24 protein-coding genes and 2 tRNA genes are annotated in these 23,170 nt (G+C 44.3%); 12 read left to right on the forward strand and 14 right to left on the reverse strand.

The window, feature by feature from the left end; all coding sequences use genetic code 11:
* The first annotated feature begins 1 nt into the window (after nucleotide 1).
* Together IRQ95_RS20550 and IRQ95_RS20555 are read left to right on the forward strand one after the other, a co-directional pair.
* Nucleotides 2-78, forward strand: a tRNA-Asp gene (locus tag IRQ95_RS20550).
* An 824-nt stretch (nucleotides 79-902) separates the two neighbouring features.
* Nucleotides 903-1,580, forward strand: coding sequence for a DedA family protein (locus IRQ95_RS20555; RefSeq protein WP_194439431.1), 678 nt, complete (start codon nucleotides 903-905; stop codon nucleotides 1,578-1,580).
* Between the two features lie 123 nt (nucleotides 1,581-1,703).
* Here the strand turns inward: IRQ95_RS20555 and IRQ95_RS20560 are convergent, their stop codons facing one another.
* Nucleotides 1,704-2,993: a cation:proton antiporter gene (locus IRQ95_RS20560; RefSeq protein WP_194439432.1), complete on the reverse strand. Its 1,290-nt coding sequence runs from the start codon at nucleotides 2,991-2,993 to the stop codon at nucleotides 1,704-1,706.
* Nucleotides 2,994-3,161: 168 nt separating this feature from the next.
* Here IRQ95_RS20560 and metH point away from each other — a divergent pair, with 168 nt between their 5' ends.
* Nucleotides 3,162-6,839 (forward strand): methionine synthase, encoded by a 3,678-nt coding sequence (metH, locus tag IRQ95_RS20565; RefSeq protein WP_194439439.1) that lies wholly within the window; start codon nucleotides 3,162-3,164, stop codon nucleotides 6,837-6,839.
* A 58-nt stretch (nucleotides 6,840-6,897) separates the two neighbouring features.
* Here metH and mgtE read toward each other — a convergent pair whose 3' ends face one another.
* The 12 genes from mgtE to IRQ95_RS20625 form a co-directional block, all read right to left on the reverse strand.
* Nucleotides 6,898-8,253, reverse strand: a complete 1,356-nt coding sequence (mgtE, locus tag IRQ95_RS20570; RefSeq protein WP_194439441.1) for a magnesium transporter — start codon at nucleotides 8,251-8,253, stop codon at nucleotides 6,898-6,900.
* A 193-nt stretch (nucleotides 8,254-8,446) separates the two neighbouring features.
* A complete protein-coding gene (locus IRQ95_RS20575; RefSeq protein ID WP_194439443.1) occupies nucleotides 8,447-8,725 on the reverse strand; it encodes an HPr family phosphocarrier protein in 279 nt (92 codons plus the stop codon).
* A gap of 3 nt (nucleotides 8,726-8,728) precedes the next feature.
* The gene (gene rapZ, locus IRQ95_RS20580) at nucleotides 8,729-9,592 is read right to left on the reverse strand and encodes an RNase adapter RapZ (protein WP_194439445.1); all 864 of its coding nucleotides are present in this window, start codon (nucleotides 9,590-9,592) and stop codon (nucleotides 8,729-8,731) included.
* An 8-nt stretch (nucleotides 9,593-9,600) separates the two neighbouring features.
* A complete protein-coding gene (gene ptsN / locus IRQ95_RS20585; protein WP_194439447.1) occupies nucleotides 9,601-10,047 on the reverse strand; it encodes a PTS IIA-like nitrogen regulatory protein PtsN in 447 nt (148 codons plus the stop codon).
* Between the two features lie 2 nt (nucleotides 10,048-10,049).
* Nucleotides 10,050-10,337 (reverse strand): ribosome hibernation promoting factor, encoded by a 288-nt coding sequence (gene hpf / locus IRQ95_RS20590; RefSeq protein ID WP_075652435.1) that lies wholly within the window; start codon nucleotides 10,335-10,337, stop codon nucleotides 10,050-10,052.
* Nucleotides 10,338-10,360: 23 nt separating this feature from the next.
* Nucleotides 10,361-11,821, reverse strand: coding sequence for an RNA polymerase factor sigma-54 (locus IRQ95_RS20595; RefSeq protein WP_194439449.1), 1,461 nt, complete (start codon nucleotides 11,819-11,821; stop codon nucleotides 10,361-10,363).
* 43 nt (nucleotides 11,822-11,864) lie between these two features.
* Complete coding sequence (gene lptB, locus IRQ95_RS20600; RefSeq protein ID WP_114767867.1) at nucleotides 11,865-12,590, reverse strand: LPS export ABC transporter ATP-binding protein; 726 nt, start codon at nucleotides 12,588-12,590, stop codon at nucleotides 11,865-11,867.
* A gap of 2 nt (nucleotides 12,591-12,592) precedes the next feature.
* Nucleotides 12,593-13,090 carry a lipopolysaccharide transport periplasmic protein LptA gene (gene lptA, locus IRQ95_RS20605; RefSeq protein WP_194439451.1) on the reverse strand — a complete coding sequence of 166 codons (498 nt, stop codon included), beginning with the start codon at nucleotides 13,088-13,090 and terminating at the stop codon, nucleotides 12,593-12,595.
* Entirely contained in the window at nucleotides 13,071-13,634 is a 564-nt protein-coding gene (lptC, locus tag IRQ95_RS20610) for an LPS export ABC transporter periplasmic protein LptC (protein ID WP_194439453.1), read from the reverse strand. Before lptC ends, lptA begins: the two co-directional genes overlap by 20 nt.
* Complete coding sequence (gene kdsC, locus IRQ95_RS20615) at nucleotides 13,631-14,188, reverse strand: 3-deoxy-manno-octulosonate-8-phosphatase KdsC (RefSeq protein WP_194439454.1); 558 nt, start codon at nucleotides 14,186-14,188, stop codon at nucleotides 13,631-13,633. The genes lptC and kdsC overlap by 4 nt, the downstream gene beginning before the upstream one ends.
* A complete protein-coding gene (locus IRQ95_RS20620) occupies nucleotides 14,188-15,153 on the reverse strand; it encodes a KpsF/GutQ family sugar-phosphate isomerase (protein ID WP_194439456.1) in 966 nt (321 codons plus the stop codon). The genes kdsC and IRQ95_RS20620 overlap by 1 nt, the downstream gene beginning before the upstream one ends.
* A gap of 19 nt (nucleotides 15,154-15,172) precedes the next feature.
* The gene (locus IRQ95_RS20625) at nucleotides 15,173-16,138 is read right to left on the reverse strand and encodes a calcium/sodium antiporter (RefSeq protein WP_194439458.1); all 966 of its coding nucleotides are present in this window, start codon (nucleotides 16,136-16,138) and stop codon (nucleotides 15,173-15,175) included.
* Nucleotides 16,139-16,372: 234 nt separating this feature from the next.
* Between IRQ95_RS20625 and mlaF the strand changes: the two genes are divergently transcribed.
* The 9 genes from mlaF (at nucleotide 16,373) to IRQ95_RS20670 (ending at nucleotide 22,984) form a co-directional block, all read left to right on the forward strand.
* Nucleotides 16,373-17,170 carry a phospholipid ABC transporter ATP-binding protein MlaF gene (gene mlaF / locus IRQ95_RS20630; protein WP_194439460.1) on the forward strand — a complete coding sequence of 266 codons (798 nt, stop codon included), beginning with the start codon at nucleotides 16,373-16,375 and terminating at the stop codon, nucleotides 17,168-17,170.
* Entirely contained in the window at nucleotides 17,167-17,958 is a 792-nt protein-coding gene (mlaE, locus tag IRQ95_RS20635) for a lipid asymmetry maintenance ABC transporter permease subunit MlaE (RefSeq protein ID WP_194439462.1), read from the forward strand. The genes mlaF and mlaE overlap by 4 nt, the downstream gene beginning before the upstream one ends.
* A 2-nt stretch (nucleotides 17,959-17,960) precedes the next feature.
* The gene (gene mlaD / locus IRQ95_RS20640) at nucleotides 17,961-18,452 is read left to right on the forward strand and encodes an outer membrane lipid asymmetry maintenance protein MlaD (protein ID WP_194439464.1); all 492 of its coding nucleotides are present in this window, start codon (nucleotides 17,961-17,963) and stop codon (nucleotides 18,450-18,452) included.
* A gap of 3 nt (nucleotides 18,453-18,455) precedes the next feature.
* Nucleotides 18,456-19,094 carry a phospholipid-binding protein MlaC gene (gene mlaC, locus IRQ95_RS20645; protein ID WP_194439466.1) on the forward strand — a complete coding sequence of 213 codons (639 nt, stop codon included), beginning with the start codon at nucleotides 18,456-18,458 and terminating at the stop codon, nucleotides 19,092-19,094.
* On the forward strand, nucleotides 19,091-19,402 hold the full coding sequence (locus IRQ95_RS20650) for an STAS domain-containing protein (protein WP_194439468.1): 312 nt from the start codon (nucleotides 19,091-19,093) through the stop codon (nucleotides 19,400-19,402). Before mlaC ends, IRQ95_RS20650 begins: the two co-directional genes overlap by 4 nt.
* Nucleotides 19,403-19,417: 15 nt before the next feature.
* Complete coding sequence (ibaG, locus tag IRQ95_RS20655; RefSeq protein WP_194439475.1) at nucleotides 19,418-19,672, forward strand: BolA family iron metabolism protein IbaG; 255 nt, start codon at nucleotides 19,418-19,420, stop codon at nucleotides 19,670-19,672.
* 9 nt (nucleotides 19,673-19,681) lie between these two features.
* Nucleotides 19,682-20,941 (forward strand): UDP-N-acetylglucosamine 1-carboxyvinyltransferase, encoded by a 1,260-nt coding sequence (gene murA, locus IRQ95_RS20660; protein WP_194439477.1) that lies wholly within the window; start codon nucleotides 19,682-19,684, stop codon nucleotides 20,939-20,941.
* Between the two features lie 117 nt (nucleotides 20,942-21,058).
* Nucleotides 21,059-21,802, forward strand: coding sequence for a 1-acylglycerol-3-phosphate O-acyltransferase (locus IRQ95_RS20665; protein WP_194439479.1), 744 nt, complete (start codon nucleotides 21,059-21,061; stop codon nucleotides 21,800-21,802).
* Between the two features lie 132 nt (nucleotides 21,803-21,934).
* Nucleotides 21,935-22,984, forward strand: coding sequence for a serine hydrolase domain-containing protein (locus IRQ95_RS20670; RefSeq protein WP_194439482.1), 1,050 nt, complete (start codon nucleotides 21,935-21,937; stop codon nucleotides 22,982-22,984).
* Between the two features lie 59 nt (nucleotides 22,985-23,043).
* Here the strand turns inward: IRQ95_RS20670 and IRQ95_RS20675 are convergent.
* A tRNA-Asn gene (locus IRQ95_RS20675) sits at nucleotides 23,044-23,119 on the reverse strand.
* Between the last annotated feature and the right edge of the window lie 51 nt (nucleotides 23,120-23,170).

A 23,170-nucleotide genomic window follows, 5' to 3' on the forward strand; every position in this document is an offset into this window, starting at 1 on the left:
CGGAGTGGTAGTTCAGTTGGTTAGAATACCGGCCTGTCACGCCGGGGGTCGCGGGTTCGAGTCCCGTCCACTCCGCCACTTATTGAGAAGCCCTGCTAGAAATAGCAGGGCTTTTTTCATTTCCATCAGAAATGAAATTGGAACGCTCGATATCGAAGATATCTCGCTTCGAGATTTGAGAACGTTCGGCTAGTGCCTCACTTACGGATGTGCGATCGGGAGTGTCGCACATCAGAGATACTCGACTTCGATCATTTAGCGAGTACTTCTCGACTCTCAATTCTCAGTTTTCAGCCCTCCTCTACGCTATGATCCTGATTTTTATAGGTATATATGCGCGCGTTGTCAGGTGTTCATTTTGCTAATGATTACGATAGATGATCGCTATTGAACTAATTCTCTAGTGGCGCTAAAACGCCTGTAGAATTGATCGTTCTAGTTTTATTGCTAAACAACTTGGTGTGGAGAATCGCTTTGCGATTGATGGGAATGCTATCAGCTGCTTGTCTTACTCTGTTGCTATCTTCGGCGACGGATCAGGAGCTGTTTTCTCAAAATTTAGCGCCCCAGAACGTTGTTCATCAGCTTCAACCGGCAAACACGAGTGTTGCCCTAGGATTCGAAGCAAAACGTCATTCTAATCCTCTACATAGCCTTGTTAGTCGCTACCTTGTTAAATCAACTGAGCGACAAAATCAAACCGCTTCTTTCTTGCCTGTTACTGACTCAATCTATGCATTGAATAGTACGCTTAGCTCCACCTACTATCGTTATATTGACGGTAGCACTGCTTTTCGAGCAAAGGGTTACTATGAGTCAAACCTTATCTACCGCTTTATTCATAGTCGACATAGAACCTTAGTTGTTTAGGTACTATTTGATTTGGTTTATGAGGTTATAAAATGTTGGATTCAATTATTGATGTTTTGATGGCGCTTTGGCATCAAGACTTTACGACGCTAATGTCACCAGGCAGCGCAGTAATGGTGTATTTCGTTGTCGGAGCACTGATTTTCTTGGAAAGTGGTTTCATCCCTGCGGCGCCATTCCCATGTGATAGTGTGGTTGTACTATCGGGCACTTTGGCCGCGGTGGGGGTATTAGACCCTATTCTTATTTTGGTTCTTATTGCAACTTGTGCTGCATTGGGAAGTTGGGCTGCATATGTTCAAGGACGCTGGTTAAACCGCTTGCCTAAAGTTCAAGGTTGGGTGAATGCGGTACCACAGAAACGTCTACAGCAAGTTGATGTGCTTTTGGGTAAGCATGGTCTCGTTGCTCTGTTTTGTGCGCGATTTGTTCCTGTAGTGCGTTCTCTATTGCCATTGATGATGGGGATGCGTGCGAATAAAGTGAATAAGTTTCATTACTTCGCTTGGTTAAGTGCGATCTTATGGACATTGCTGCTTTGTTCATTTGGTATGTTGTTACCTTTACTGCCAGAGAATATTAGCAAGCTTGTGACTATGGGCTTGATGGCCGCTCCTGTTATTACTTTTATTACTGCTTTGCTTGGTTTTGTTACTGTGCGCCTACGCAAAGTTTGGCAAGAGCAACAAGCTGCGAAAGTGAAGCACTGAGCACTTGATATAGCTTTTGGGTTGCCATGTTCCTTTTGGTCTATGATGATCCAAAAGCTTAACAACCACCTCCATAAACGACAAAGGCAGCCAAATAGCTGCCTTAATTATTGAAGCTAATAATTACTTGCTGGTTTGAGGCTCTTTTTCTGCTTGCTTAGCTCTCTCTATCATAGGAGTGATGGTTGATCCTTGAATTAGGATAGAGAAAACAACCACTGAGTAGGTCATGACGAGAATGATTTCTTTAACGTCAATCAGTTTATCTGGAATAACCCAAATTCCAGCAGGGATTGATAGTGCCATTGCTAAAGCTAGCCCGCCTCTTAAACCACCCCAAGTAAGAATACGAATCGACCAAGGGTTGTAGGTTCGATAGCGCTTAAAGCCGATGTATGAAAGGAAGACACTTAAGTAGCGTCCTGTTAGCACCAAAGGAATAGCAAATGCCATTAAGATGAAATCTTCTTTATGGAATTCAAACAGCAGCATCGACATGCCGATCAGCAAGAAAAGTAACCCGTTGAGGAACTCATCGACCAATTCCCAAAAGTGATCTAAATGATCTTCACTCTCTTTGGAGAAACCGATGTAGCGCGTCCAGTTACCAATCATGATACCTGATACCACCATCGCAAGCGGTCCTGAAACATGCAGTACTTCAGCAAACGCATAGCCAGCGGTTGGGATGCCGATAGTGAGTAGTAGCTCCATTGAGTGGTCATCAGTGGCACTAATCAGGTAATGGAAAATCAGTCCGAGTGCAAAGCCATAAACAATACCACCGACCGCTTCTTGTAAAAATAGCATGCTGACACTACCCACTGTTGGTGCTTCATTGCCAAAGGCGATGGTGTAAATAGTGACGAAGATAACTAAGCCGAAACCATCATTGAATAGCGATTCGCCTTCTATTTGGGTAGAAATACGTTTAGGCGCATTAAGCTTTTTGACAATAGCAAGAACGGCGATTGGGTCAGTAGGGGAAATAAGAGCGCCAAATAGAAGGCAGTAGACCAGTTCAAAATGAATTCCGATTATTTGACAGAATCCGTAAAGTGCAAAGCCGATAAAAAACGTGGAGAAGAGAGTCGCCCCAAGCGCCAAAACGGTTATTTCCCATTTTTGATCTTTTAAATTGGAAAGATTAATACCAAGACCACCGGCAAAGAGTAAAAAACCGAGTATGCCTTTGAGTAAAAAATCTTCAAAATTTATACTGGCGATGGTATTGGAAGCAATTTCAGTAAGTTGGAACCAATCATTTTGACCCGCGATCAAGATGAGCAATGACAGCATCATCGAACCGGCGGTAATCGCAATGGTGGTTTGCATCTTACCTATTTTGCTGTTTATAAAGGCAATTAACATTGCCGCGGCGGATAAAAAGCAAAGAGTGTAGTAGACCGACATGATGGGACTCTTATGTTACAAATTGTAAATAGGAATTTTGTGCTTAAGTTGAGCAAATGGCAAACACTATTTAATCTACGGATTGTCAGTAATTTCGTTTTTAGACGTCTAGACTCCTTTGTTCTCTGTGATAGGATGGTATATCAAACAAAGGAATGAGGCTGTATTGTGGGAAGCAAGTTAAGACAACAGATAGTAGCGCAGCTTAAGCAACGTATTATGCTGATCGATGGTGGCATGGGCACCATGATTCAAGACTACAAACTGGAAGAACAAGATTATCGCGGTGAACGTTTCGCTGATTGGCATTGCGATGTTAAGGGTAACAACGATCTGTTGGTTTTATCTCAGCCAGGTTTAATTAAAGATATCCATAATGCTTACCTTGAAGCGGGAGCAGATATTCTTGAGACCAACACGTTTAACTCTACAACGATTGCGATGGCTGACTATGATATGGAAAGCCTTAGTGAAGAAATTAACTATGCTGCCGCTCGTTTAGCGCGTGAAGCTGCAGATGAATGGACAGCCAAAACACCAGAAAAGCCCCGCTATGTTGCAGGGGTGCTTGGCCCGACCAACCGCACTTGTTCTATCTCTCCAGATGTCAACGACCCTGGCTACCGAAACGTTTCTTTTGATGAGCTTGTTGACGCTTATTCTGAATCAACTCGTGCATTAATCAAAGGTGGCTCAGATCTGATCCTGATTGAAACTATTTTTGATACATTGAACGCCAAAGCGTGTGCTTTCGCAGTGGATAGCGTGATTGAAGAGCTCGGTGTTGATGTACCGGTAATGATTTCCGGCACAATTACTGATGCTTCCGGTCGTACGCTTTCGGGACAAACAACAGAAGCTTTCTATAACTCTCTGCGTCACGTTAAGCCGATTTCTTTTGGTCTTAACTGTGCACTTGGTCCTGATGAGCTGCGTCCGTACGTTGAAGAGCTATCGCGCATCTCTGAAACGTTTATTTCTACCCACCCTAACGCTGGTCTACCAAATGCATTCGGTGAATACGATCTCTCGCCTGAAGATATGGCGGAACATGTTAAAGAATGGGCGCAAAGTGGATTTTTGAATTTAATTGGTGGTTGTTGTGGTACTACGCCTGAGCATATCCGCCATATGGCAATGGCCGTGGAGGGCGTAACGCCGCGCGCTTTACCTGATCTTCCAGTCGCTTGCCGTTTATCGGGTTTAGAGCCACTAACAATTGAGAAAGAAACACTCTTTATTAACGTCGGTGAACGCACCAACGTGACTGGTTCTGCGCGCTTTAAGCGTCTGATTAAAGAAGAACTTTACGATGAAGCGCTCGATGTTGCTCGACAGCAAGTAGAGAATGGCGCACAGATCATCGATATCAACATGGATGAAGGCATGTTAGATGCTGAAGCCTGTATGATTCGTTTCCTTAATTTGTGTGCATCAGAGCCTGAAATTTCCAAAGTGCCAATTATGGTCGATTCTTCGAAATGGGAAGTTATCGTTGCAGGCTTAAAGTGCATTCAAGGCAAAGGGGTGGTTAACTCGATTTCTCTTAAAGAAGGGAAAGAGAAGTTTATTGAGCAAGCAAAAATTATTCGTCGCTTTGGCGCTGCTGTTGTTGTTATGGCGTTTGATGAAGTTGGTCAAGCAGAAACTCGTCAACGCAAATTGGAGATCTGTACTAACGCTTACCGAATTTTGGTTGATGAGGTTGGTTTTCCGCCAGAAGATATTATTTTTGACCCGAATATTTTTGCGGTGGCAACGGGTATTGAAGAACATAATAACTACGCGGTCGACTTTATCGAAGCGGTGGCTGATATTAAACGCGATCTACCCCATGCGATGATTTCTGGTGGCGTATCCAACGTTTCTTTTTCTTTCCGTGGCAATAACTACGTTCGCGAAGCGATTCATGCTGTGTTCCTTTACCACTGTTTCAAGAATGGTATGGATATGGGCATCGTCAATGCAGGGCAGTTGGAGATTTACGATAACGTTCCAGACAAACTGCGAGAAGCGGTTGAGGATGTTGTACTTAACCGTCGTGATGATGGCACTGAGCGTCTACTTGATATTGCTGCTGAGTACGCAGGAAAAGGTGTTGGCAAAGAAGAAGATGCTTCAGCACTTGAGTGGCGTACATGGGCCGTTGAAAAACGTCTTGAACACGCGCTGGTAAAAGGTATCACGGAGTTTATTGTCGACGATACAGAAGAGGCTCGACTAAGTGCCTCAAAGCCACTAGAGGTGATCGAAGGGCCTTTGATGGATGGCATGAACGTTGTCGGTGATTTGTTCGGTGAAGGTAAGATGTTTTTGCCGCAGGTAGTAAAATCAGCCCGCGTAATGAAGCAAGCCGTTGCTCATTTAGAGCCATATATTAATGCTTCTAAACAGGCTGGAAGCTCAAATGGTAAGATCCTTCTCGCGACCGTTAAAGGTGATGTGCACGATATTGGTAAAAATATCGTGGGTGTTGTTCTGCAATGTAATAACTACGAAATTATCGATCTTGGTGTAATGGTACCGTGTGAAAAGATCCTTAAAGTCGCCAAGGAAGAAAACGTCGATATTATAGGACTCTCTGGTCTTATCACGCCTTCGCTTGATGAAATGGTGCATGTTGCCAAAGAGATGGAACGTCTTGACTTTGACTTACCCTTACTCATTGGGGGAGCGACCACATCAAAAGCCCATACCGCGGTTAAAATCGAGCAGAACTACAAAAATCCGGTTGTGTACGTAAATAATGCTTCTCGAGCTGTAGGTGTATGTACCTCACTACTTTCTGATGAATTACGTCCCGCTTTTGTGGAGAAGTTGGATGAAGATTATGTACGTGTTCGTGATCAACATAACCGCAAGAAGCCGCGTACCAAACCGGTGACATTAGAGCAAGCGCGAGCAAATAAAGTGGCGATCGATTGGCAGAACTATACACCGCCTGTGCCAGCCAAACCGGGTGTGCATGTGTTTGATAATTTTGATGTAGCCACGCTACGCAATTACATCGACTGGACACCATTTTTCATGACTTGGTCACTTGTGGGTAAATACCCAACCATCTTTAAACATGAAGAAGTTGGCGAGGAAGCACAGAGACTATTTAAAGATGCCAATGATTGGTTAGATAAAATTGAGCATGAAGGGTTGCTCAAAGCGCGCGGTATGTGTGCGCTGTTCCCTGCTGCCAGTGTTGGTGATGATATCGAAGTCTACACTGATGAATCACGTACTGAAGTCGCGAAAGTACTGCATAACTTGCGTCAGCAGACTGAGAAACCTAAAGGCTTTAATTACTGCCTATCGGATTATATTGCGCCAAAAGAGTCAGGTAAGTTGGACTGGATTGGTGGCTTTGCAGTTACAGGTGGCGTTGGTGAACGTGAGCTTGCTGATGAGTATAAAGCGCAAGGTGATGACTACAATGCGATTATGATCCAAGCGGTCGCAGATCGTTTAGCGGAAGCTTTTGCTGAATATTTGCATGAACGAGTACGCAAAGAGATTTGGGGTTACAGCGCGGACGAAGCACTATCTAACGACGAGCTTATTCGCGAAAAGTATCAAGGTATCCGTCCTGCTCCTGGATATCCTGCTTGTCCTGAGCATACTGAGAAAGGCGCTTTATGGGAGCTGCTTAAAGTAGAAGAGACGATAGGTATGTCACTGACATCCAGCTATGCGATGTGGCCCGGGGCATCGGTATCTGGGTGGTATTTCTCACACCCTGACTCTCGCTATTTTGCTATTGCTCAGATCCAACAGGATCAAGCGCAGAGTTACGCAGATCGTAAGGGATGGGATATGCTTGAAGCGGAGAAGTGGCTTGGTCCAAATCTTAACTGATTGGCTTTAACAATAAAAAAGCGCTGTAATTACAGCGCTTATTTTATGCTTCAAATAACTAGATAAGTATCGTTGCCAGACCTAGGAATACCGATAGGCCTACTACATCTGTTACTGTAGTTAAAGCCATACCGCCAGCAAGTGCTGGGTCAATATTCATTTTTTTCAGCACAATTGGAATGGATACCCCGGCGATACCCGCTACCAATAAGTTGGTCATCATCGCTGCGGATATAATGCCTCCCAGCATCCAATTACCTTTCCAAGCGACAACAATGCCACCGATGATTAAGGCCCACATAATACCGTTTAGGAAGCCGATTGCCGCTTCTTTCATCAGTAGCTCACGTTTGTTGGCATCACCGATATGACCAAGAGCCAGACCGCGAATAACCAGCGCAACGGTTTGGTTACCGGCAACCCCACCCATAGACGGAACGATAGTCATCAATACTGCAATGGCTGCCATTTGGTCTAAAGTGGCTTCAAACATGTTAGAGACCGAAGCAGCCGCAAGAGCAGCAAGTACGTTGGCTCCTAACCAGACACTACGTTTTCGTGCGGATTTTACTACTGGAGCAAAGGTATCTTCGTCGTCATCCAGACCCGCCATGCTCATCATGGAGTGTTCAGCATCTTCACGAATAACGTCTACCACGTCATCGATAGTGATACGACCAACGAGATGCTGGTTCTCGTCAATGACAGGAGCAGATACCCAGTTTCGACGTTCAAACAAGCTGGCGACATCGGAGTCTTTCATCGTGACTTCAATTGCATCGTCGGCATCTTCCATCACTTCCGCAACGCGAACATCCGGTTGGGTTGTGAGTACGGTCACTAGCGATAGTTCACCAATAAGGCGGTTTTCTGCGTCGATTACGTAAAGTGCATCAGTTGCTTCTGGCAGTTCGCCACGCATACGTAGATAACGCAATACAACGTCAATATCGACATCACCACGGATCGTGATAACGTCGGTATTCATTAAACCACCGGCGGTATCTTCGGCATAAGATAGTGCCGTTTCAACACGCTGACGCTCTTCGTCGTCCATCTGAGATAGGACTTCACGCGAAACATCATCGGGTAGACTTCGAAGTACATAGGCCACATCATCAGTGTCCATACCTTCGGTCGCTTCCGCCAGCATTTCTGGCGCCATGCGAGACACCAGATCATCTTTTACGTCTTCGCTTAGTTCATCGAGGATCTCACCGTAATCTTCTGGATCGGTAAGTTGCCATAGAACTTCGCGGCTTTTACGTGGTGAAGCTTCTAATAAGTGGGCGATATCTTCCGGTTCCATATCCTGCAGTTGGCGGCGGACATGGACAAAACGACCATTTTCTAGAGCTTCAGTGACTTCTTGCAGGGCTTGGTGAGCTTGATCGAATTCTATTTGCTCTGCCATTTATCCCCCCTGACTCTTTATGCTTACAATGTTTTGAATAGTAACTTAATTTTACAACTTGTTTAATAAGTTCGTGTTAAGAAAAACGATTCTAGCTGTGAAATGTTGCGCTACCACATAGCAAAGCGTGGAAAACAGAGCAGTTAGGAGGGGATAATTTGAGTGAAAGTACCAAACGGAAATTGAGAGTGTTTTATTCGTCTTCATCGAATTTATGTTCGATGAGTTGACTGACTGCATCAAGAGCGCTGATGGCGTCATTTCCCTCTGCGTGTATCGTGACATGTTCGCCTTGAGCGGATTCAAGCATGAGAAGTCCCATGACACTGTCTGCGGTGGCTGTCTTTCCTTCATGGCTTTGAATAGTCAGAATAGCATCGAAGGATTGGGCGAGTTCGACTAATTTCACAGCAGCACGAGCATGAAGCCCCAAGCGGTTTTGAATTAGGACGGTTTTGCTCTCTTGCTGCATGGATTAATCCTTTAAGTTTTTTTCGAGCGAGGTATGACGAATTTGGACTTGGTGGCCTAAGTCTGCAAAGTACTGGCCAATCTGCTGAGTTAGGTAAACAGAACGATGCTTACCTCCCGTGCAGCCAATCGCGACAGTTAAGTAACTGCGATTGTTTTTTTCTAATAATGGTAACCAGTGTTCAATAAATTTTTGCACTTGTAGTTTTAATTCGATTACTTCTTGATGACTCTCTAAGAAGGCGCGAATTGGTGCATCTAAGCCAGTCAGTGGGCGTAAATCGGGTTCCCAGTGCGGGTTGGGTAAGAAGCGCACATCAAACACGTAATCAGCATCATTGGGTAGACCATATTTAAAGCCAAATGATTGAAAGACCATTACTAAGTCTTTTCGCTCTCGGCCTTCAACTCGTAGTCGAACACTTTCACTGAGATCGTGTAGTGACTGATTGCTGCTATCGATGATGAGATCAGCATGCTCTTTGAGAGGGGAAAGTATCTCTTTCTCTCTTTCAATTGCTTGGTCAAGTGAAGTGTTGGCAAGGCTTAATGACAGCGGATGAATACGGCGAGTTTCGCTATAGCGTTTAAGTAGCGTATCTTTGTTGGCATCTAAGAACAGCACGCTGACATCACTCTCTTGTTTGAGCTTGGTCAGAACGTCTTCCACTATAGAGGGTTCTTCTGGAAGGTTACGGATATCAATACTTACCGCAACATTCTGCTTACTTCCTCGAATTGAATGGACGAATGCATCCAACATATTTACCGGAAGGTTATCGACACAGTAATAGCCTAAATCTTCTAGTACTCGCAAAGCGACACTTTTGCCAGCACCAGACTGACCACTTACTACGATTAAACGCATGCTAGAAACTACCTGTTGATCATGATGTCGTATAGCTCTTGATCCGATTCGGCTTTGCGCAGCTGTTTTAGGATCTGTTTGTCATTAAGACGTTCGGCCATACAAGACAGAGTTTTAAGATGCTCCTTGCATTGTGCATCAGGCACAAGCAAAGCAAATAGCAAGTCAACTGGACGGTTATCAATGGCGTCAAATTCGATTGGGCTTTCACACTGCATTAGAACCGCAATAGCTTTATCGCTCGAGTGCATACGAGCATGGGGAATGGCAATTCCATTTCCAATGCCAGTACTGCCCATTTTTTCACGGCTAAGCATGCATTCAAATAGTTCAGTAGAGTTTTGCCCGGTTTGCTCTGCAACGATTTCACTGATCATTTCTAGAGCTCGTTTCTTACTAGTACATTGGACTGCACTTTTGGTGCAGTCCAATGTTAGGATTTCGCTTAGTTGCATAGTTAATGACTGTTTAATTTTTCTTTGTGCTTATTCAGCTGTCTAACCAATTTATCGGTTAGAGAGTCGATTGCTGCATACATATTTTCGTCATCCGCAGACGCATGTATTTCGGCTTGGTTGACGTGAAGGGTAGCTTCAGCGATTTGACGAAGTTTTTCAACTTTTAAAACCACATGGATACTATTGATGTGTTCAAAGAAACGCTCAAGCTTTAGAAACTTTTCGTTTACGTAGTCTTGCATTGAATCGGTTAGATCAACGTGATGGCCATTAATATTGATTTGCATAGACTTTCCTTCTCGGTTGCTGCCTATAACAGGCGTTTGCGCTGACTTGAAGGGGCAATGCCCAATGATTCGCGGTATTTGGCTATTGTTCGTCTAGCTACCTGAATCCCTTGGTCAGCGAGTAGAGCTGCAATTTTGCTATCACTGAGTGGTTTAGCGGTATTTTCCGCCGCCACAAGCTTTTTAATTAAAGCGCGAATTGCAGTCGATGAACATTCTCCACCATTGTCAGTACTAACATGGCTAGAGAAGAAGTACTTCAATTCAAAAATGCCACGCGGGGTGTGCATATATTTCTGTGTGGTTACTCGTGAAATTGTTGATTCGTGCATATCCACATCTAAAGCAACATCATTGAGTACCATCGGCTTCATTGCTTCTTCGCCATACTCAAAGAAATCTCTCTGATGTTCAACAATACACTTGGCAACTTTGAGCAAGGTCTCGTTTCTGCTCTCTAGGCTTTTTATTAGCCATTTTGCTTCTTGCAAATTAGAACGAATGTATTGGCTATCCGCACTGTTGCCTTTGCCCATCGCCGCATAATGTTGATTAACTTTCAAACGTGGAATGGAGTCAGGGTTGATGGTCACTACCCATTTGCCATGATCCTTAAAGACTGACACATCTGGAACCACGTATTCAGCATGCTCTGAGGAGATGCGGCTACCTGGACGAGGGTCGAGTTGTTGGATCAGTTTGAGAACTTCACGTAACTCCGCTTCTTTAAGCTTAGTTTCTTTAATGATCAGTTTGTAATCACGATTACCTAACTGATCAATATGATCGGTAAGTACTAGCTTAGCTTCATTCAGCCATGGCGTATCTTCAGGGTACGTTGCGAGTTGTAGCAGTAGACAATCTTGCAAATTAACGGATGCAACACCCAGAGGATCGAATTGTTGGACCCGTTTTCGAACCGCTTCGATCTCTTCAAGCTCAATATCTTCGTGATCGAAGCTCTCTAAGATGTCTTGCAGAGTAACGGTTAAGTAACCGTAATCATCAATGGCATCGATAAGTGCGAGAGCGATGGTGCGATCTGTTTCGCTAAATGGCGTCAGATCTAACTGCCAAATTAAGTAGTCGTGGAGAGATTCGGTAGTTTCACCTTGATAGACGGGCATATCATCGTCAAGAGCTATGCCTGTGCTACCGGTATTAGCACTGTAGACATCATCCCAAGTTGTATCGATTTCGAGCTCAGAGCTAATCTCAGATTTTTCGATAAGCTCTGAACTGTCAGGGAGCTCTATCTCAGCGGTTTCCTGCGCGATTTCTTTTTCCTCGTTTACATTTTTCTCTTCGCTGGTGGACATATCATCATTGCCTTCTTCCACCTCTAAGAGAGGGTTTGAGTCCAGAGCATCTTGGATCTCTTGTTGAAGGTCTAACGTTGATAGTTGCAACAAACGAATCGCTTGCTGCAATTGTGGCGTCATCGCCAGCTGTTGTCCTAGCTTGAGTTGTAATGAGGGTTTCATGCAGTAATACGTGCCTTATAAAGTTCTACAGACTTTTTAATAATCATAGTCGGAATTGTTCACCAAGATAAACTTGCTTAACCTGTTCGTTGTTAAGAACGTCGTCTGGTGTCCCTTCTGCAATCAAATGACCTTGGCTTACGATGTAGGCTTTTTCACATACATCTAGCGTCTCTCGAACGTTATGGTCGGTTATCAATACCCCTAAGCCTCGATCACGAAGATGTTCAATGATCTTTTTGATATCAATAACTGAAATAGGGTCTACACCAGCAAATGGCTCGTCCAGCAATATAAATTGTGGGTTTGCAGCCAAAGCGCGCGCGATCTCAACTCGTCGACGCTCGCCCCCTGATAGTGCCATACCTGCACTTTCACGAATGTGCTGAATGTGGAATTCCTCTAACAAATCTTCCAATTTGTCTTGGCGTTCTTCGCGCGTGAGTTCTTCACGAGTTTCTAAAACCGCCATAATATTGTCTTGTACAGACAGCTTGCGAAAGATAGAGGCTTCTTGTGGGAGGTAACCTATGCCCATGCGCGATCGACTATGCATCGGCAAGATACTGATATCTTGACCATCAATGCTGATAGTACCTTCATCACGTGCCACTAGACCCACGATCATGTAAAACGAGGTCGTTTTACCTGCACCGTTTGGTCCGAGTAGCCCCACAATTTGTCCTGACTCAACCGTTAGGCTCACGTCAGAGACTACTTTTCTGTTTTTATAGCTTTTCGCTAAGTGCTCTGCTTTTAAAATCGCCATAATTATTCTTGTACTGCTTGCGGCTGAAGCACTGTGCTCACACGATCGCCTTTTTGCTTACCATCAGCAATCAGCTTTTGTGATGAAATCTGGTAGCGGATGTGGTTACCACGAATTTCACTGTCATCTTGTGCCAGCATTGCTTGATCAATCATTGTCAGTTGGTCTTGGCTGACATCATAGTAAAGCTCTTTAGCTTCACCATGCAGCGTTTTGCCATCATCTGTCAACTGAGAGAAGGTCGCGAGTTTGCCGTAGCCTTCAATTTTTTGAATTGAGCCATCATCTTTGTCGCGTGTAACGACGATTTTATCAGCATTAATGTTAATGCTGCCTTGCTTAAGCTTTACGTCGCCAAGAAATGTCACTTGGTTACTCTGCATATCAAGTTGCTGACTGTCTGAATCAATGTATACAGGCTGGTCGCGGTCTGTCGATAGCGCCAATGCTTGTGTTGAAGCAAACAAACAGGCAATTAAACTAAGGTGTGAGAGTTTCATATCTGCCTTGTACATGTTTGTAGAGTGTTGCGGTGTTTTCAGCGAAGTTTCCTTTCATCGCTTGACCGACGGTTTCAAACTGAGGGCCGACTAAAGTTACTTGATTGTCTGCCCAAAAATCTCGATTATCTAACTGAATACTTAGAGTGTCAGTGGATAAAGTGTCAAAGCCGGAGTCAGGTAATAGGTTTTTACCCAACACATTGGTTTTTAGAACTAAAACCTGATCTTTAGTTAAAACGCCTTCTTCAGCAGTAATTTCCCACTCCTGAATGCTGCCTTGTTGGTATACCTTTAACACTGGCTGCTCAAAAGTCGTTTCCCCATTACTTGCATAGTTATCCAAGCGAGTGGAGGTGATCACATAACTACGTAAGCCTTGCTCACTATACGAAGTATTGGTTAGTCCTTGACCAGTAAATACCGGTAACTCAACATCAGGTTCTACTTGTATATCGTATTTAGCTTGGTCTCTCATTAGGTAATAGCCTGAAGCGGCGATAATGATGAGTAAAACTAAATATCCGACACGAGTGAGACTCATATACTTAAACCTTTGTGCGCATCTAGTTCGTTGCGAGCTTGTAAGATTAAATCACAAACTTCACGCACCGCGCCATGACCACCACGAATGTTGGTAACATAGTTTGCACGTTGCACTAGCAGTGGGTGTCCATCTGCTACGCATACTTTTAGGGCTACTTTTTCCATTACTGGCCAATCGATCAAATCATCTCCGATATATCCAGTGTGCTCTGGCGAGATGTTGAGTTTTTGGCAAATATCTTCATATGCCTTTACTTTGTCATCTTGTCCCTGATAAATCAGTGAGATACCGAGTGCTTTCATACGGTTTTCCACGATTTGCGAGCGACGACCTGTAATTATGGCAATTTCAATGCCTGCATTCATTAGTGACTTAACGCCATAACCGTCGCGAGTGTGGAAAGTTTTAAGCTCTTCACCATTGTTGCCCATGTAGATTAAACCATCAGAAAAAACACCGTCGACATCACAAATCAATAGTTTGATGTCTTTGGCAATTTCTAGAATGTCAGAGTCTACTTGACCATAAAGTGTGGCAACTTTTGCCGTCATTACATTACTCCAGCTTTGAGTAGATCGTGCATATTCAATGCGCCGACCACTTGGTTCTCTTGGCAAAGCAGTAGTCCATTAATGCTTTTGTCTTGCATTAAGTTTACGCCTTCTGCGGCTAGCATGTTAGGTGCTGCAACAGTCGGATTTTTCGTCATTACGTCTCCGATAACGGTAGTATGAATGTCTACGCGTTTATCTAAAATACGACGTAAGTCGCCATCAGTGAAAATTCCCTGTAATTGCAGGTCATTATCCACCACAGCGGTCATACCTAATCCTTTTTCGCTGATCTCTAATAAAGCATCACGAATTAGTGTATCGGCCGATACCAGCGGTAATTTATCGCCAGTATGCATAATGTCTTCTAGTTTGAGTAGCAGTTTGCGACCTAGCGCTCCACCTGGATGGGAGAGGGCGAAATCTTCTGCAGTGAAGCCACGAGCTTGCATCAAAGCCATCGCTAAAGCATCTCCCATTACAAGGGTAGCAGTGGTGCTAGAAGTCGGTGCAAGTTGAATAGGGCAGGCTTCTTTCGGTACCGTGATTTGTAGATGAACATCTGCAAGTTTAGCCATGTTTGATAATGGCTTACCAGTCATACTAATGATGGTTATTTGCAAGCGTTTTAATACTGGGAAAAGCGCAAGAATTTCATGTGCTTCCCCTGAGTTTGAAATGGCTAACACGATATCACCAGGCTCAATCATACCTAAGTCACCATGTGCTGCCTCACCTGGGTGAACAAAGAATGCAGACGTGCCAGTACTCGCCAGAGTCGCCGCTATTTTATTACCAATATGACCTGACTTACCCATGCCCATTACAACGACTTTTCCATTCTTGTTATTCAAGATGGTTTCGCATGCTTTGGCAAAGTTCTCATCAAAATATTGGTCAAGTTGTTGTAATGCTTCCACTTCAGTATTGAGCACATCAAGTGCAGCTTTGCGGTAGTCAAACATTTGAAATTCCTGAAATTGTTTAAGCAGTCATATTGACGATTAAATACGCTTGGTAGGCAAGGAAAACCACGAAGAGAATCGAACCTTCAATGCGGTTAATACTACGAGATTTCCCAAGCGCCATCACAACTAGCAGCAGTGATACGCCAAGCATGACCCAGAAGTCACGTCCCATGGCTAGTTCACTCAATACCGATGGGTTCAGAATGCCAGGGATACCCATAACGGCGAGAATATTGAATACGTTCGAGCCGATGATATTGCCGACTGCCATATCATCTTCACCTTTCATTACACCAGCAACTGATGCCGCAAGTTCTGGAAGGCTAGTACCGACAGCTATAATAGTTAGGCCGATCACCAAATCACTCATTCCAAAGTGCTTTGCGATTACGACCGAACTCTCAACTAGCGTGTCAGCAGATAGTGGGAGAACAATTAAGCCAACTACGACCCAAAACCCCGCTTTCATATTACTTACGCCTTGCGGTATTTCGGACTCTTGCTCATCAAGCATTACATCGCCATTTTTCTTCTCGTTACGGCTGATGCGCAGCATTGCCAGAATAAATGCGACAAAGAGTATTAAAAGTAGAATACCTTCCACAAAGCCTAAGTGATTGTCCCACAAGATAGCGCCAGCAATCACAGTGACTGCTATCATTAATGGTAATTCACGGCGCAGTACCGCTGAACTAATCGAAAGCGGTTTAATTAAGGCGGTAATACCTAAAATTAAAGCGATATTGGCAATATTGGAACCTAGGACGTTACCGACAGCCGTATCTGTTTTTCCGTCGAGAGCGGCGGTGGCAGAAACCATCATTTCTGGTGCTGACGAGCCCATAGCAAGAATCGTCATACCAATAACAAGTGGAGAAATACCGAAATTTCTGGCTAAAGCTGCTGAACCAAATACAAGTCTATCGGCACTCCATACCAAGAAAATGAGACCAACTATAAGGAACGCAACCGCTTCAAACATGATATTTCCCAACTTATCTACAAACTGAATAAATTAACCGCCAATTTTGACTTGTTGCAGTATAAAAGGGAAGCTGAAGATTGAATTATTTGTTGCACATTATGTAATTGAATTTGTGACTTGCTTGAGAAAGCAAAGACATAGGGCTTCACATTTAATTGAACAGTGCTTTTAATTCGCGATTAATCTGCTTATGATTGCCTATTAAACAAGGATTATGACGACGAGTACCTAATGTCATCAAGTGATTTGGTTACGGTCAACAATCTCACGTTCTCGCGAGGGGAACGGGTGATATTTGATAACGTAAACTTACATGTACCCAAAGGCAAAGTGACCGCCATCATGGGGCCATCTGGGATTGGTAAAACAACACTTTTGCGCTTAATTGGCGGGCAGCTAGCCCCTGATAGCGGAGAAGTGCTGTTTGATGGTCTCGATATCCCCAAGCTAAGTCGCCGCAAGCTCTATCAAGTACGGAAAAAAATGAGCATGCTGTTCCAGTCTGGCGCGCTTTTCACCGATCTTACCGTTTTCGATAACGTTGCTTTCCCATTACGCGAACATACACAACTCGACGAAGAACTTATCCGCACTTTGGTGTTACTCAAATTAGAAGCGGTTGGCCTGCGTGGTGCTGCAGAGTTGATGCCTAGTGAGTTGTCTGGTGGTATGGCCCGTCGAGCAGCGTTGGCTCGCGCAATCGCTCTCGACCCTGAGCTCATCATGTATGATGAGCCGTTTGTTGGTCAGGACCCTATTACGATGGGGGTGCTGGTGGAGCTAATCCGGAATTTAAACCAAGCCTTAGGTGTGACTTCCGTTGTGGTGTCGCATGATGTGCCTGAGGTGATGAGCATTGCCGATTGGGTTTATATTTTAGCGAATGGCAGGATTATCGCCAGTGGAACGCCAGAGGAACTTCGAGCTAACCCCGACCCTCAAGTTAAACAATTTCTCCTAGGGGATGCTGACGGTCCAGTCCCGTTCCGTTATCCAGCTAAATCCATCGCTGAGGACCTATTTCAATGATATCCAGTTTAATTGATTTTGTTGCAGCGATAGGTCGCCGTTCTATGGCGGTATGTGAAGTATTTGGTCGCGCGACTTTAATGCTGGTTGGCGCTTTAGTCACACGTCCTCAGCCGATCAAAAATGCGCCTTTGCTTATTAAGCAACTCTACAGTGTTGGCGTTCAGTCAATGCTGATTATTATTTTATCTGGCCTTTTTATTGGCATGGTTTTGAGTTTGCAAGGTTACGTTATTCTGGTTGATTTCGGCGCTGAAGGCGCGTTAGGCCAGATGGTGGCATTGTCGCTACTGCGTGAACTGGGGCCTGTTGTTACCGCATTGCTGTTTGCTGGTCGCGCTGGTTCCGCTCTGACAGCTGAAATCGGTTTGATGAAGGCCACTGAGCAACTGTCTTCTCTGGAGATGATGGCAGTAGACCCACTAAAGCGAGTGATAGCACCACGTTTTTGGGCCGGTGTGATCTCTATGCCTATGTTAGCCATGATTTTTATGGCTGTCGGTATTTGGGGCGGTCAACTAGTTGGTGTGGATTGGAAAGGCATTGATCACGGCAGCTTTTGGTCAACCATGCAAGCATCTGTCGATTTAGGGCAAGACATTGGTAACAGCTTTATAAAGAGCTTGGTATTTGCAATCACAGTCACTTGGATTGCGCTATTTAATGGATACGATGCGATTCCAACTTCGGAAGGCATCAGCCGCGCGACGACCCGCACGGTAGTACACTCTTCTTTGGCAGTACTTGGACTAGACTTCGTACTGACCGCAATGATGTTTGGGAATTAATAATGCAACAGACACGTAAAACAGAATTATGGGTTGGTAGCTTCGTATTGGCAGGAATTTGCGCAGTCTTGATTATGATTTTTCAAGTTGCTGACGTAAAAGGTATCGGTTCCAACGATACTTATACGGTGAATGCAGAGTTTGACAATATTGGTAGTTTAAAAGTGCGCTCACCAGTGAAAGTTGGTGGCGTAGTCGTGGGACGTGTTACGGACATCAACTTAAATCCTGAGTCACTATTACCAGTCGTTAAAATGGCGATTAGCAGCCAGTTTGATCAATTTCCAGAAACGTCAAGTGTACAGATCCTCACTTCAGGGTTAATTGGTGAGCAGTATATTGGTTTGGTTCCTGGCTTTGTGTTTGAAGATGAGCAGATGCTGGTGGATGGCGACTATATTGAAGATACTAAGTCTGCACTGGTACTTGAAGACCTCATTGGTCAAGTGCTGTATAGCGTTGGCGGTGGCTCGGAATCGGAATCTGGAGAATAAAAGATGTTAAAGAAGTTTTTAACCCTAGTTTGTGCCTTGTGGCTACCATTGGTGGCAAGTGCAGCAGACATTGATAAAACTCAGCCATACTTAATGATGACTAGTGTTGCTGAAGTTGCCTTTGACCGTCTTAAAGCTGAACAAGCAACAATCAAGCAAGACCCTAATCATTTAAAGGTGATTGTTGATGAGGAGTTGATGCCATATGTGAACTATAAATATGCAGCGCTTAAAGTTCTTGGTCCAAATGTTAAAAAGGCTAAGAAGGCGGATGTGGTTAAGTTCATGGAAGCGTTTCGAGGCTATTTAATCGCTTCTTATGCGCAGGTATTAACGCAGTACACTGACCAAGAGTTGCTCTTTGAACCTGAGAAAAAAGTTGATCCAAGTAAGACGATTACTACGGTTAAAGTGGATATCATTGACGCTCCACGACCAAATATTAAGTTGGAATTTAAGTTACGCAAAGATAAACGCAGCGGTGAATGGCAAGTATTTGACATGATTGCTGAGGGCATTAGTCTATTGTCTAGTAAACAATCAGAGTGGAATGGTAAGCTTCGCCAAGATGGTGTTCTTGCGGTTGCAGCAGATCTTGAACGTTTGGCTGCTCAACCAATTCGCTTTGAGGCTAAGCAATGATTGCCCATAGCCAGTGGCGGGCAGTTGATGTGAATAAAGGTGTTCTTAGCGGAACGCTGAGTCGCGATACTGTGCCTGAAATTTGGAAACACTGGAAAACCTGGCAGCCAACACAATCCGAGTTGGAGATTAGCCTAGCCGACGTTGAGCGAGTTGACTCTGCGGGTATGGTGATGCTGATTCATCTTTTAGAGCATGCAAAAAAACAAAACTGTCATATAATGCTCAGCTTCGTGCCGACGCAACTCAGCACTTTGCTGGCATTAAGTAATGTAGATAAATACATTGCTGAGCACATAAAGATTTAAATTTAGAGGTAAATTGTGGATAGCGCTAAAGTACAACAGATATTAAACGAAGCACTAAATCTAGAAGAACTACACGTGAAGGGCGAGGGTAGCCACTACGAAGTGATCGCTGTTGATGCTTGTTTCGAAGGAATGAGCCGCGTTAAGAAACAACAAACTATTTATGCTCCGGTTATGGAGTATATCCAAAGAAATGACATCCACGCTCTTTCTATCAAGGCATACACGCCAGAAGAGTGGGCTCGTGATAAGAAGTTGATGTCTCTGTAAGGTTTTGTAATGGAAAAATTTCGAGTAACTGGTTCTCCGCAGCCATTAGTGGGTGAAGTCACTATTTCGGGTGCGAAAAATGCCGCCCTTCCAATTCTTTTTGCATCAATTTTGGCAGAAGAACCTGTTGAGGTAAGCAATGTACCTCACCTGCGTGATATCGACACTACCATGGAGCTACTTGAGCGTCTTGGTGCTAAGGTAGAGCGTAACGGCTCAGTGCACGTCGATCCAAGTACTATCAATGAGTACTGTGCACCATACGATTTGGTGAAGACTATGCGCGCTTCTATTTGGGCGTTAGGCCCTCTTGTTGCACGTTTTGGTCAAGGTCAAGTCTCTTTACCTGGTGGTTGTGCTATCGGTGCTCGCCCAGTGGATCTACATATCCATGGCCTAGAGCAGTTAGGAGCAACGATTACTCTTGAAGACGGCTACGTAAAAGCGAATGTAGATGGTCATCTTAAGGGTGCGCATATTGTAATGGACAAAGTGAGCGTCGGTGCCACGATTACTATTATGTGTGCGGCAACACTAGCCGAAGGTAAAACGGTTCTGGATAACGCAGCGCGCGAACCAGAAATTGTTGATACTGCTGACTTTTTAAATAAGCTTGGCGCTAAAATTTCAGGTGCGGGCACAGATACTATTACCATCGAAGGTGTTGAGCGTCTTGGTGGCGGTAAACATGCTGTAGTAGCAGACCGTATTGAAACAGGTACGTTCCTTGTGGCGGCTGCTGTTTCTGGCGGTAAAGTGGTTTGTCGTAATACTCACGCTCATCTGCTTGAAGCGGTTCTAGCAAAGCTAGAAGAAGCTGGCGCAAAAGTAGAAACTGGTGAAGACTGGATTTCAGTGGATATGACTGGGCGTGAGCTAAAAGCGGTAACCGTTCGCACTGCGCCTCACCCAGGTTTCCCTACCGATATGCAAGCGCAGTTTACGCTTCTGAACATGATGGCTAAAGGTGGTGGTGTTATCACTGAAACTATCTTTGAAAACCGCTTCATGCACGTACCAGAACTGATGCGTATGGGCGCGAAAGCAGAGATCGAAGGTAACACAGTAATTTGTGGTGACGTTGATACATTGAGCGCTGCGCAAGTGATGGCAACGGACCTGCGTGCATCTGCTAGCTTGGTTATTGCAGGCTGTATTGCTCAAGGTGAAACCATCGTTGATCGTATTTATCATATCGATCGTGGCTACGATAAGATTGAAGATAAACTTTCAGCATTGGGCGCTAAGATTGAGCGCTTTCGCGATTAATAAGTTGGCTTTTAGCTAACAAATGTAAGCCGAAACTCATGTTTCGGCTTTTTTATGGTCACAAGATCCGTTAGATTATGACCTCTATTCTTTCCCATACGTATTTGGAGAGCATTAATGATTGCACTACTACGTGTTTTCGCCGTCGTGATTTTCGCGATAGTCATGTTTGTATTTGGTTGTGGTTATTGCTTACTAAGCCCACGTAACCCAAAACACGTATTCACCTTTGGCCGACTATTCGGCAAGATGTCTCGAGTATTTGGCATCAAGCTTGATTTACGTATTCCAGAGGATGCTTACACTCGCGGTCAGCACATCTATATTGCCAACCACCAGAATAACTGGGATCTATTCACGGTATCTTCGGCAGTAACGCCAAAAGTAGTAACGGTGGGCAAGAAGAGCTTGGCTTGGTTACCTTTGTTTGGTCAGTTATATTGGCTAACCGGCAATATTTTGATTGATCGAGCTAACCGTAGCAAGGCAGTCGGCACGATTGATCAAGTTGTAGACAACATGAAGAGTAGTGATGTGTCTGTTTGGATGTTCCCTGAGGGGACTCGCTCTCGCGGTCGCGGCTTACTGCCATTTAAAACCGGAGCCTTCCATGCAGCAATTGGTGCTCAAGTTGGCGTTATTCCAATCGTATGCAGCTCTACCGACGGTATTAAGCTTAATCGTTGGGACAATGGCCATGTGATTGTTGAGATGCTGCCTCCTGTCACTACAGAGGGTTATCGTAAAGAACAAGTTCGTGAGCTTGCAAACCTATGCCGAGAGCAGATGGTTACTAAGCTAGCGGAACTCGACAGCGAAGTGAAGCAACTCAATCAGGCAGGCAAGAAAGCAGTAAACTAGCTCTCAATTAGTGTCTCAGATTTGAAAAAAGAGTGCGATTATTCGCACGCTTTTTTTATACCCGAACAAGCTCACTGTAATCGTTAATGCTTTTTGTTTAAGTAATAAAAAGACACTAACAGAGGAACAATGATGCTTTGTCGCTATATAGCTATTGTGCTGCTGGTAATGGTAGCCGGATGTGAGCAGCAGAATATAGAGGTAGTGCAAAGTGATGCGCGATTTATATCCGTTGAACAAAGAGTTCAAAGTGGTAAAGCTAATAATATTCACTCTCTAATTGCTTGGCAGGATAACGAGAAGGTCTTTGAACTGCACAGGCAAAGTGGTGGTACTTATGGTACGCATAAGACCTCTAGCGTGCCTGTGGGGGCGCATGAGCTACATAATGTTCACTCAGTGACAAAGTCCTTTGTCGCGACTTTGATTTTTATTGCCATTGACGAAGGCAAGTTGGCGAATTTAGACGTGCCAGTATTTAGTCTCTTTCCTGAATATCAACAGAGTGATCGTGAAGCGAAGATGACTATAACCGTGCGTGATGTGATGAACATGTCAACAGGTTACGCATTGGATGAATTAGCCACGTCATATAGCCAAGGTTCAGGAAATGTTTTTTCTCGCCATTACATGGCAGAAGACTTGCAAACGATGTTTTTAGAAACGAAGTTAGCTTTTGAGCCAGGCAGTCGTTTTGCTTACAGTGGACTCTCTACAGTGGGTCTATCTAAAATCATTGAGCGCATTTACAACAAGCCTTTTACGCAAGTCATGCGAGAGAAAATATTTGAACCGTTAGAAATTGATAATTATCGATGGTTAGCTCAGCATGGCAGCAATGAGCCAGGTGCTGATTGGGGATTGATGCTATCGCCACTAGATATGGGGAAGTTTGGCCTAATGTGGGTTAATAGAGGGGAGTATCAAGGTCAGAGAATAGTGGCTAAACACTGGTTTGATATGCTGCGTTCTAGTTCATTTTACAGCTATAGCATGGGATACCGGCTGCATTTTTGGCAAATTGCAAAGATTAGTGGTGCAGTCGCAGCAAATGGGATAGGGGAACAGTACATAGTGATGTTACCGAATCAAAACGCTGTGATAGTAGCGACAGGCGGAAACTACGATATACCAAGCATGCCTTCATTAGATACGGTTCGTTTGTTAGCAAGCTTATTATAGGACAATTGTCTGGATGACAAATGTAAAAAAGCCACGTCTTTCGACATGGCTTCTTAAAGTGGCTCCTCCTGCTGGGCTCGAACCAGCGACCTGCGGATTAACAGTCCGTCGCTCTACCAACTGAGCTAAGGAGGAACTATTCTGTTTGTGTTACTAGAACACTAAATAAGTGGTGCCGACTACCGG

Source organism: Vibrio fluminensis, assembly GCF_015278125.1.
Lineage (GTDB): Bacteria > Pseudomonadota > Gammaproteobacteria > Enterobacterales > Vibrionaceae > Vibrio > Vibrio fluminensis.

What these genes read in the sequence shown, in the direction of transcription:
- IRQ95_RS20555 (WP_194439431.1), top strand. Translation starts at nt 903, where the DNA reads ATGTTGGATTCAATTATTGATGTTTTGATGGCGCTTTGGCATCAAGAC.
- IRQ95_RS20560 (WP_194439432.1), bottom strand. Translation starts at nt 2,993, where the DNA reads ATGTCGGTCTACTACACTCTTTGCTTTTTATCCGCCGCGGCAATGTTA.
- mgtE (WP_194439441.1), bottom strand. Translation starts at nt 8,253, where the DNA reads ATGGCAGAGCAAATAGAATTCGATCAAGCTCACCAAGCCCTGCAAGAA.
- IRQ95_RS20575 (WP_194439443.1), bottom strand. Translation starts at nt 8,725, where the DNA reads ATGCAGCAAGAGAGCAAAACCGTCCTAATTCAAAACCGCTTGGGGCTT.
- rapZ (WP_194439445.1), bottom strand. Translation starts at nt 9,592, where the DNA reads ATGCGTTTAATCGTAGTAAGTGGTCAGTCTGGTGCTGGCAAAAGTGTC.
- ptsN (WP_194439447.1), bottom strand. Translation starts at nt 10,047, where the DNA reads ATGCAACTAAGCGAAATCCTAACATTGGACTGCACCAAAAGTGCAGTC.
- hpf (WP_075652435.1), bottom strand. Translation starts at nt 10,337, where the DNA reads ATGCAAATCAATATTAATGGCCATCACGTTGATCTAACCGATTCAATG.
- IRQ95_RS20595 (WP_194439449.1), bottom strand. Translation starts at nt 11,821, where the DNA reads ATGAAACCCTCATTACAACTCAAGCTAGGACAACAGCTGGCGATGACG.
- lptB (WP_114767867.1), bottom strand. Translation starts at nt 12,590, where the DNA reads ATGGCGATTTTAAAAGCAGAGCACTTAGCGAAAAGCTATAAAAACAGA.
- lptA (WP_194439451.1), bottom strand. Translation starts at nt 13,090, where the DNA reads ATGAAACTCTCACACCTTAGTTTAATTGCCTGTTTGTTTGCTTCAACA.
- lptC (WP_194439453.1), bottom strand. Translation starts at nt 13,634, where the DNA reads ATGAGTCTCACTCGTGTCGGATATTTAGTTTTACTCATCATTATCGCC.
- kdsC (WP_194439454.1), bottom strand. Translation starts at nt 14,188, where the DNA reads ATGACGGCAAAAGTTGCCACACTTTATGGTCAAGTAGACTCTGACATT.
- IRQ95_RS20620 (WP_194439456.1), bottom strand. Translation starts at nt 15,153, where the DNA reads ATGTTTGACTACCGCAAAGCTGCACTTGATGTGCTCAATACTGAAGTG.
- IRQ95_RS20625 (WP_194439458.1), bottom strand. Translation starts at nt 16,138, where the DNA reads ATGTTTGAAGCGGTTGCGTTCCTTATAGTTGGTCTCATTTTCTTGGTA.
- mlaF (WP_194439460.1), top strand. Translation starts at nt 16,373, where the DNA reads ATGTCATCAAGTGATTTGGTTACGGTCAACAATCTCACGTTCTCGCGA.
- mlaE (WP_194439462.1), top strand. Translation starts at nt 17,167, where the DNA reads ATGATATCCAGTTTAATTGATTTTGTTGCAGCGATAGGTCGCCGTTCT.
- mlaD (WP_194439464.1), top strand. Translation starts at nt 17,961, where the DNA reads ATGCAACAGACACGTAAAACAGAATTATGGGTTGGTAGCTTCGTATTG.
- mlaC (WP_194439466.1), top strand. Translation starts at nt 18,456, where the DNA reads ATGTTAAAGAAGTTTTTAACCCTAGTTTGTGCCTTGTGGCTACCATTG.
- IRQ95_RS20650 (WP_194439468.1), top strand. Translation starts at nt 19,091, where the DNA reads ATGATTGCCCATAGCCAGTGGCGGGCAGTTGATGTGAATAAAGGTGTT.
- murA (WP_194439477.1), top strand. Translation starts at nt 19,682, where the DNA reads ATGGAAAAATTTCGAGTAACTGGTTCTCCGCAGCCATTAGTGGGTGAA.
- IRQ95_RS20665 (WP_194439479.1), top strand. Translation starts at nt 21,059, where the DNA reads ATGATTGCACTACTACGTGTTTTCGCCGTCGTGATTTTCGCGATAGTC.
- IRQ95_RS20670 (WP_194439482.1), top strand. Translation starts at nt 21,935, where the DNA reads ATGCTTTGTCGCTATATAGCTATTGTGCTGCTGGTAATGGTAGCCGGA.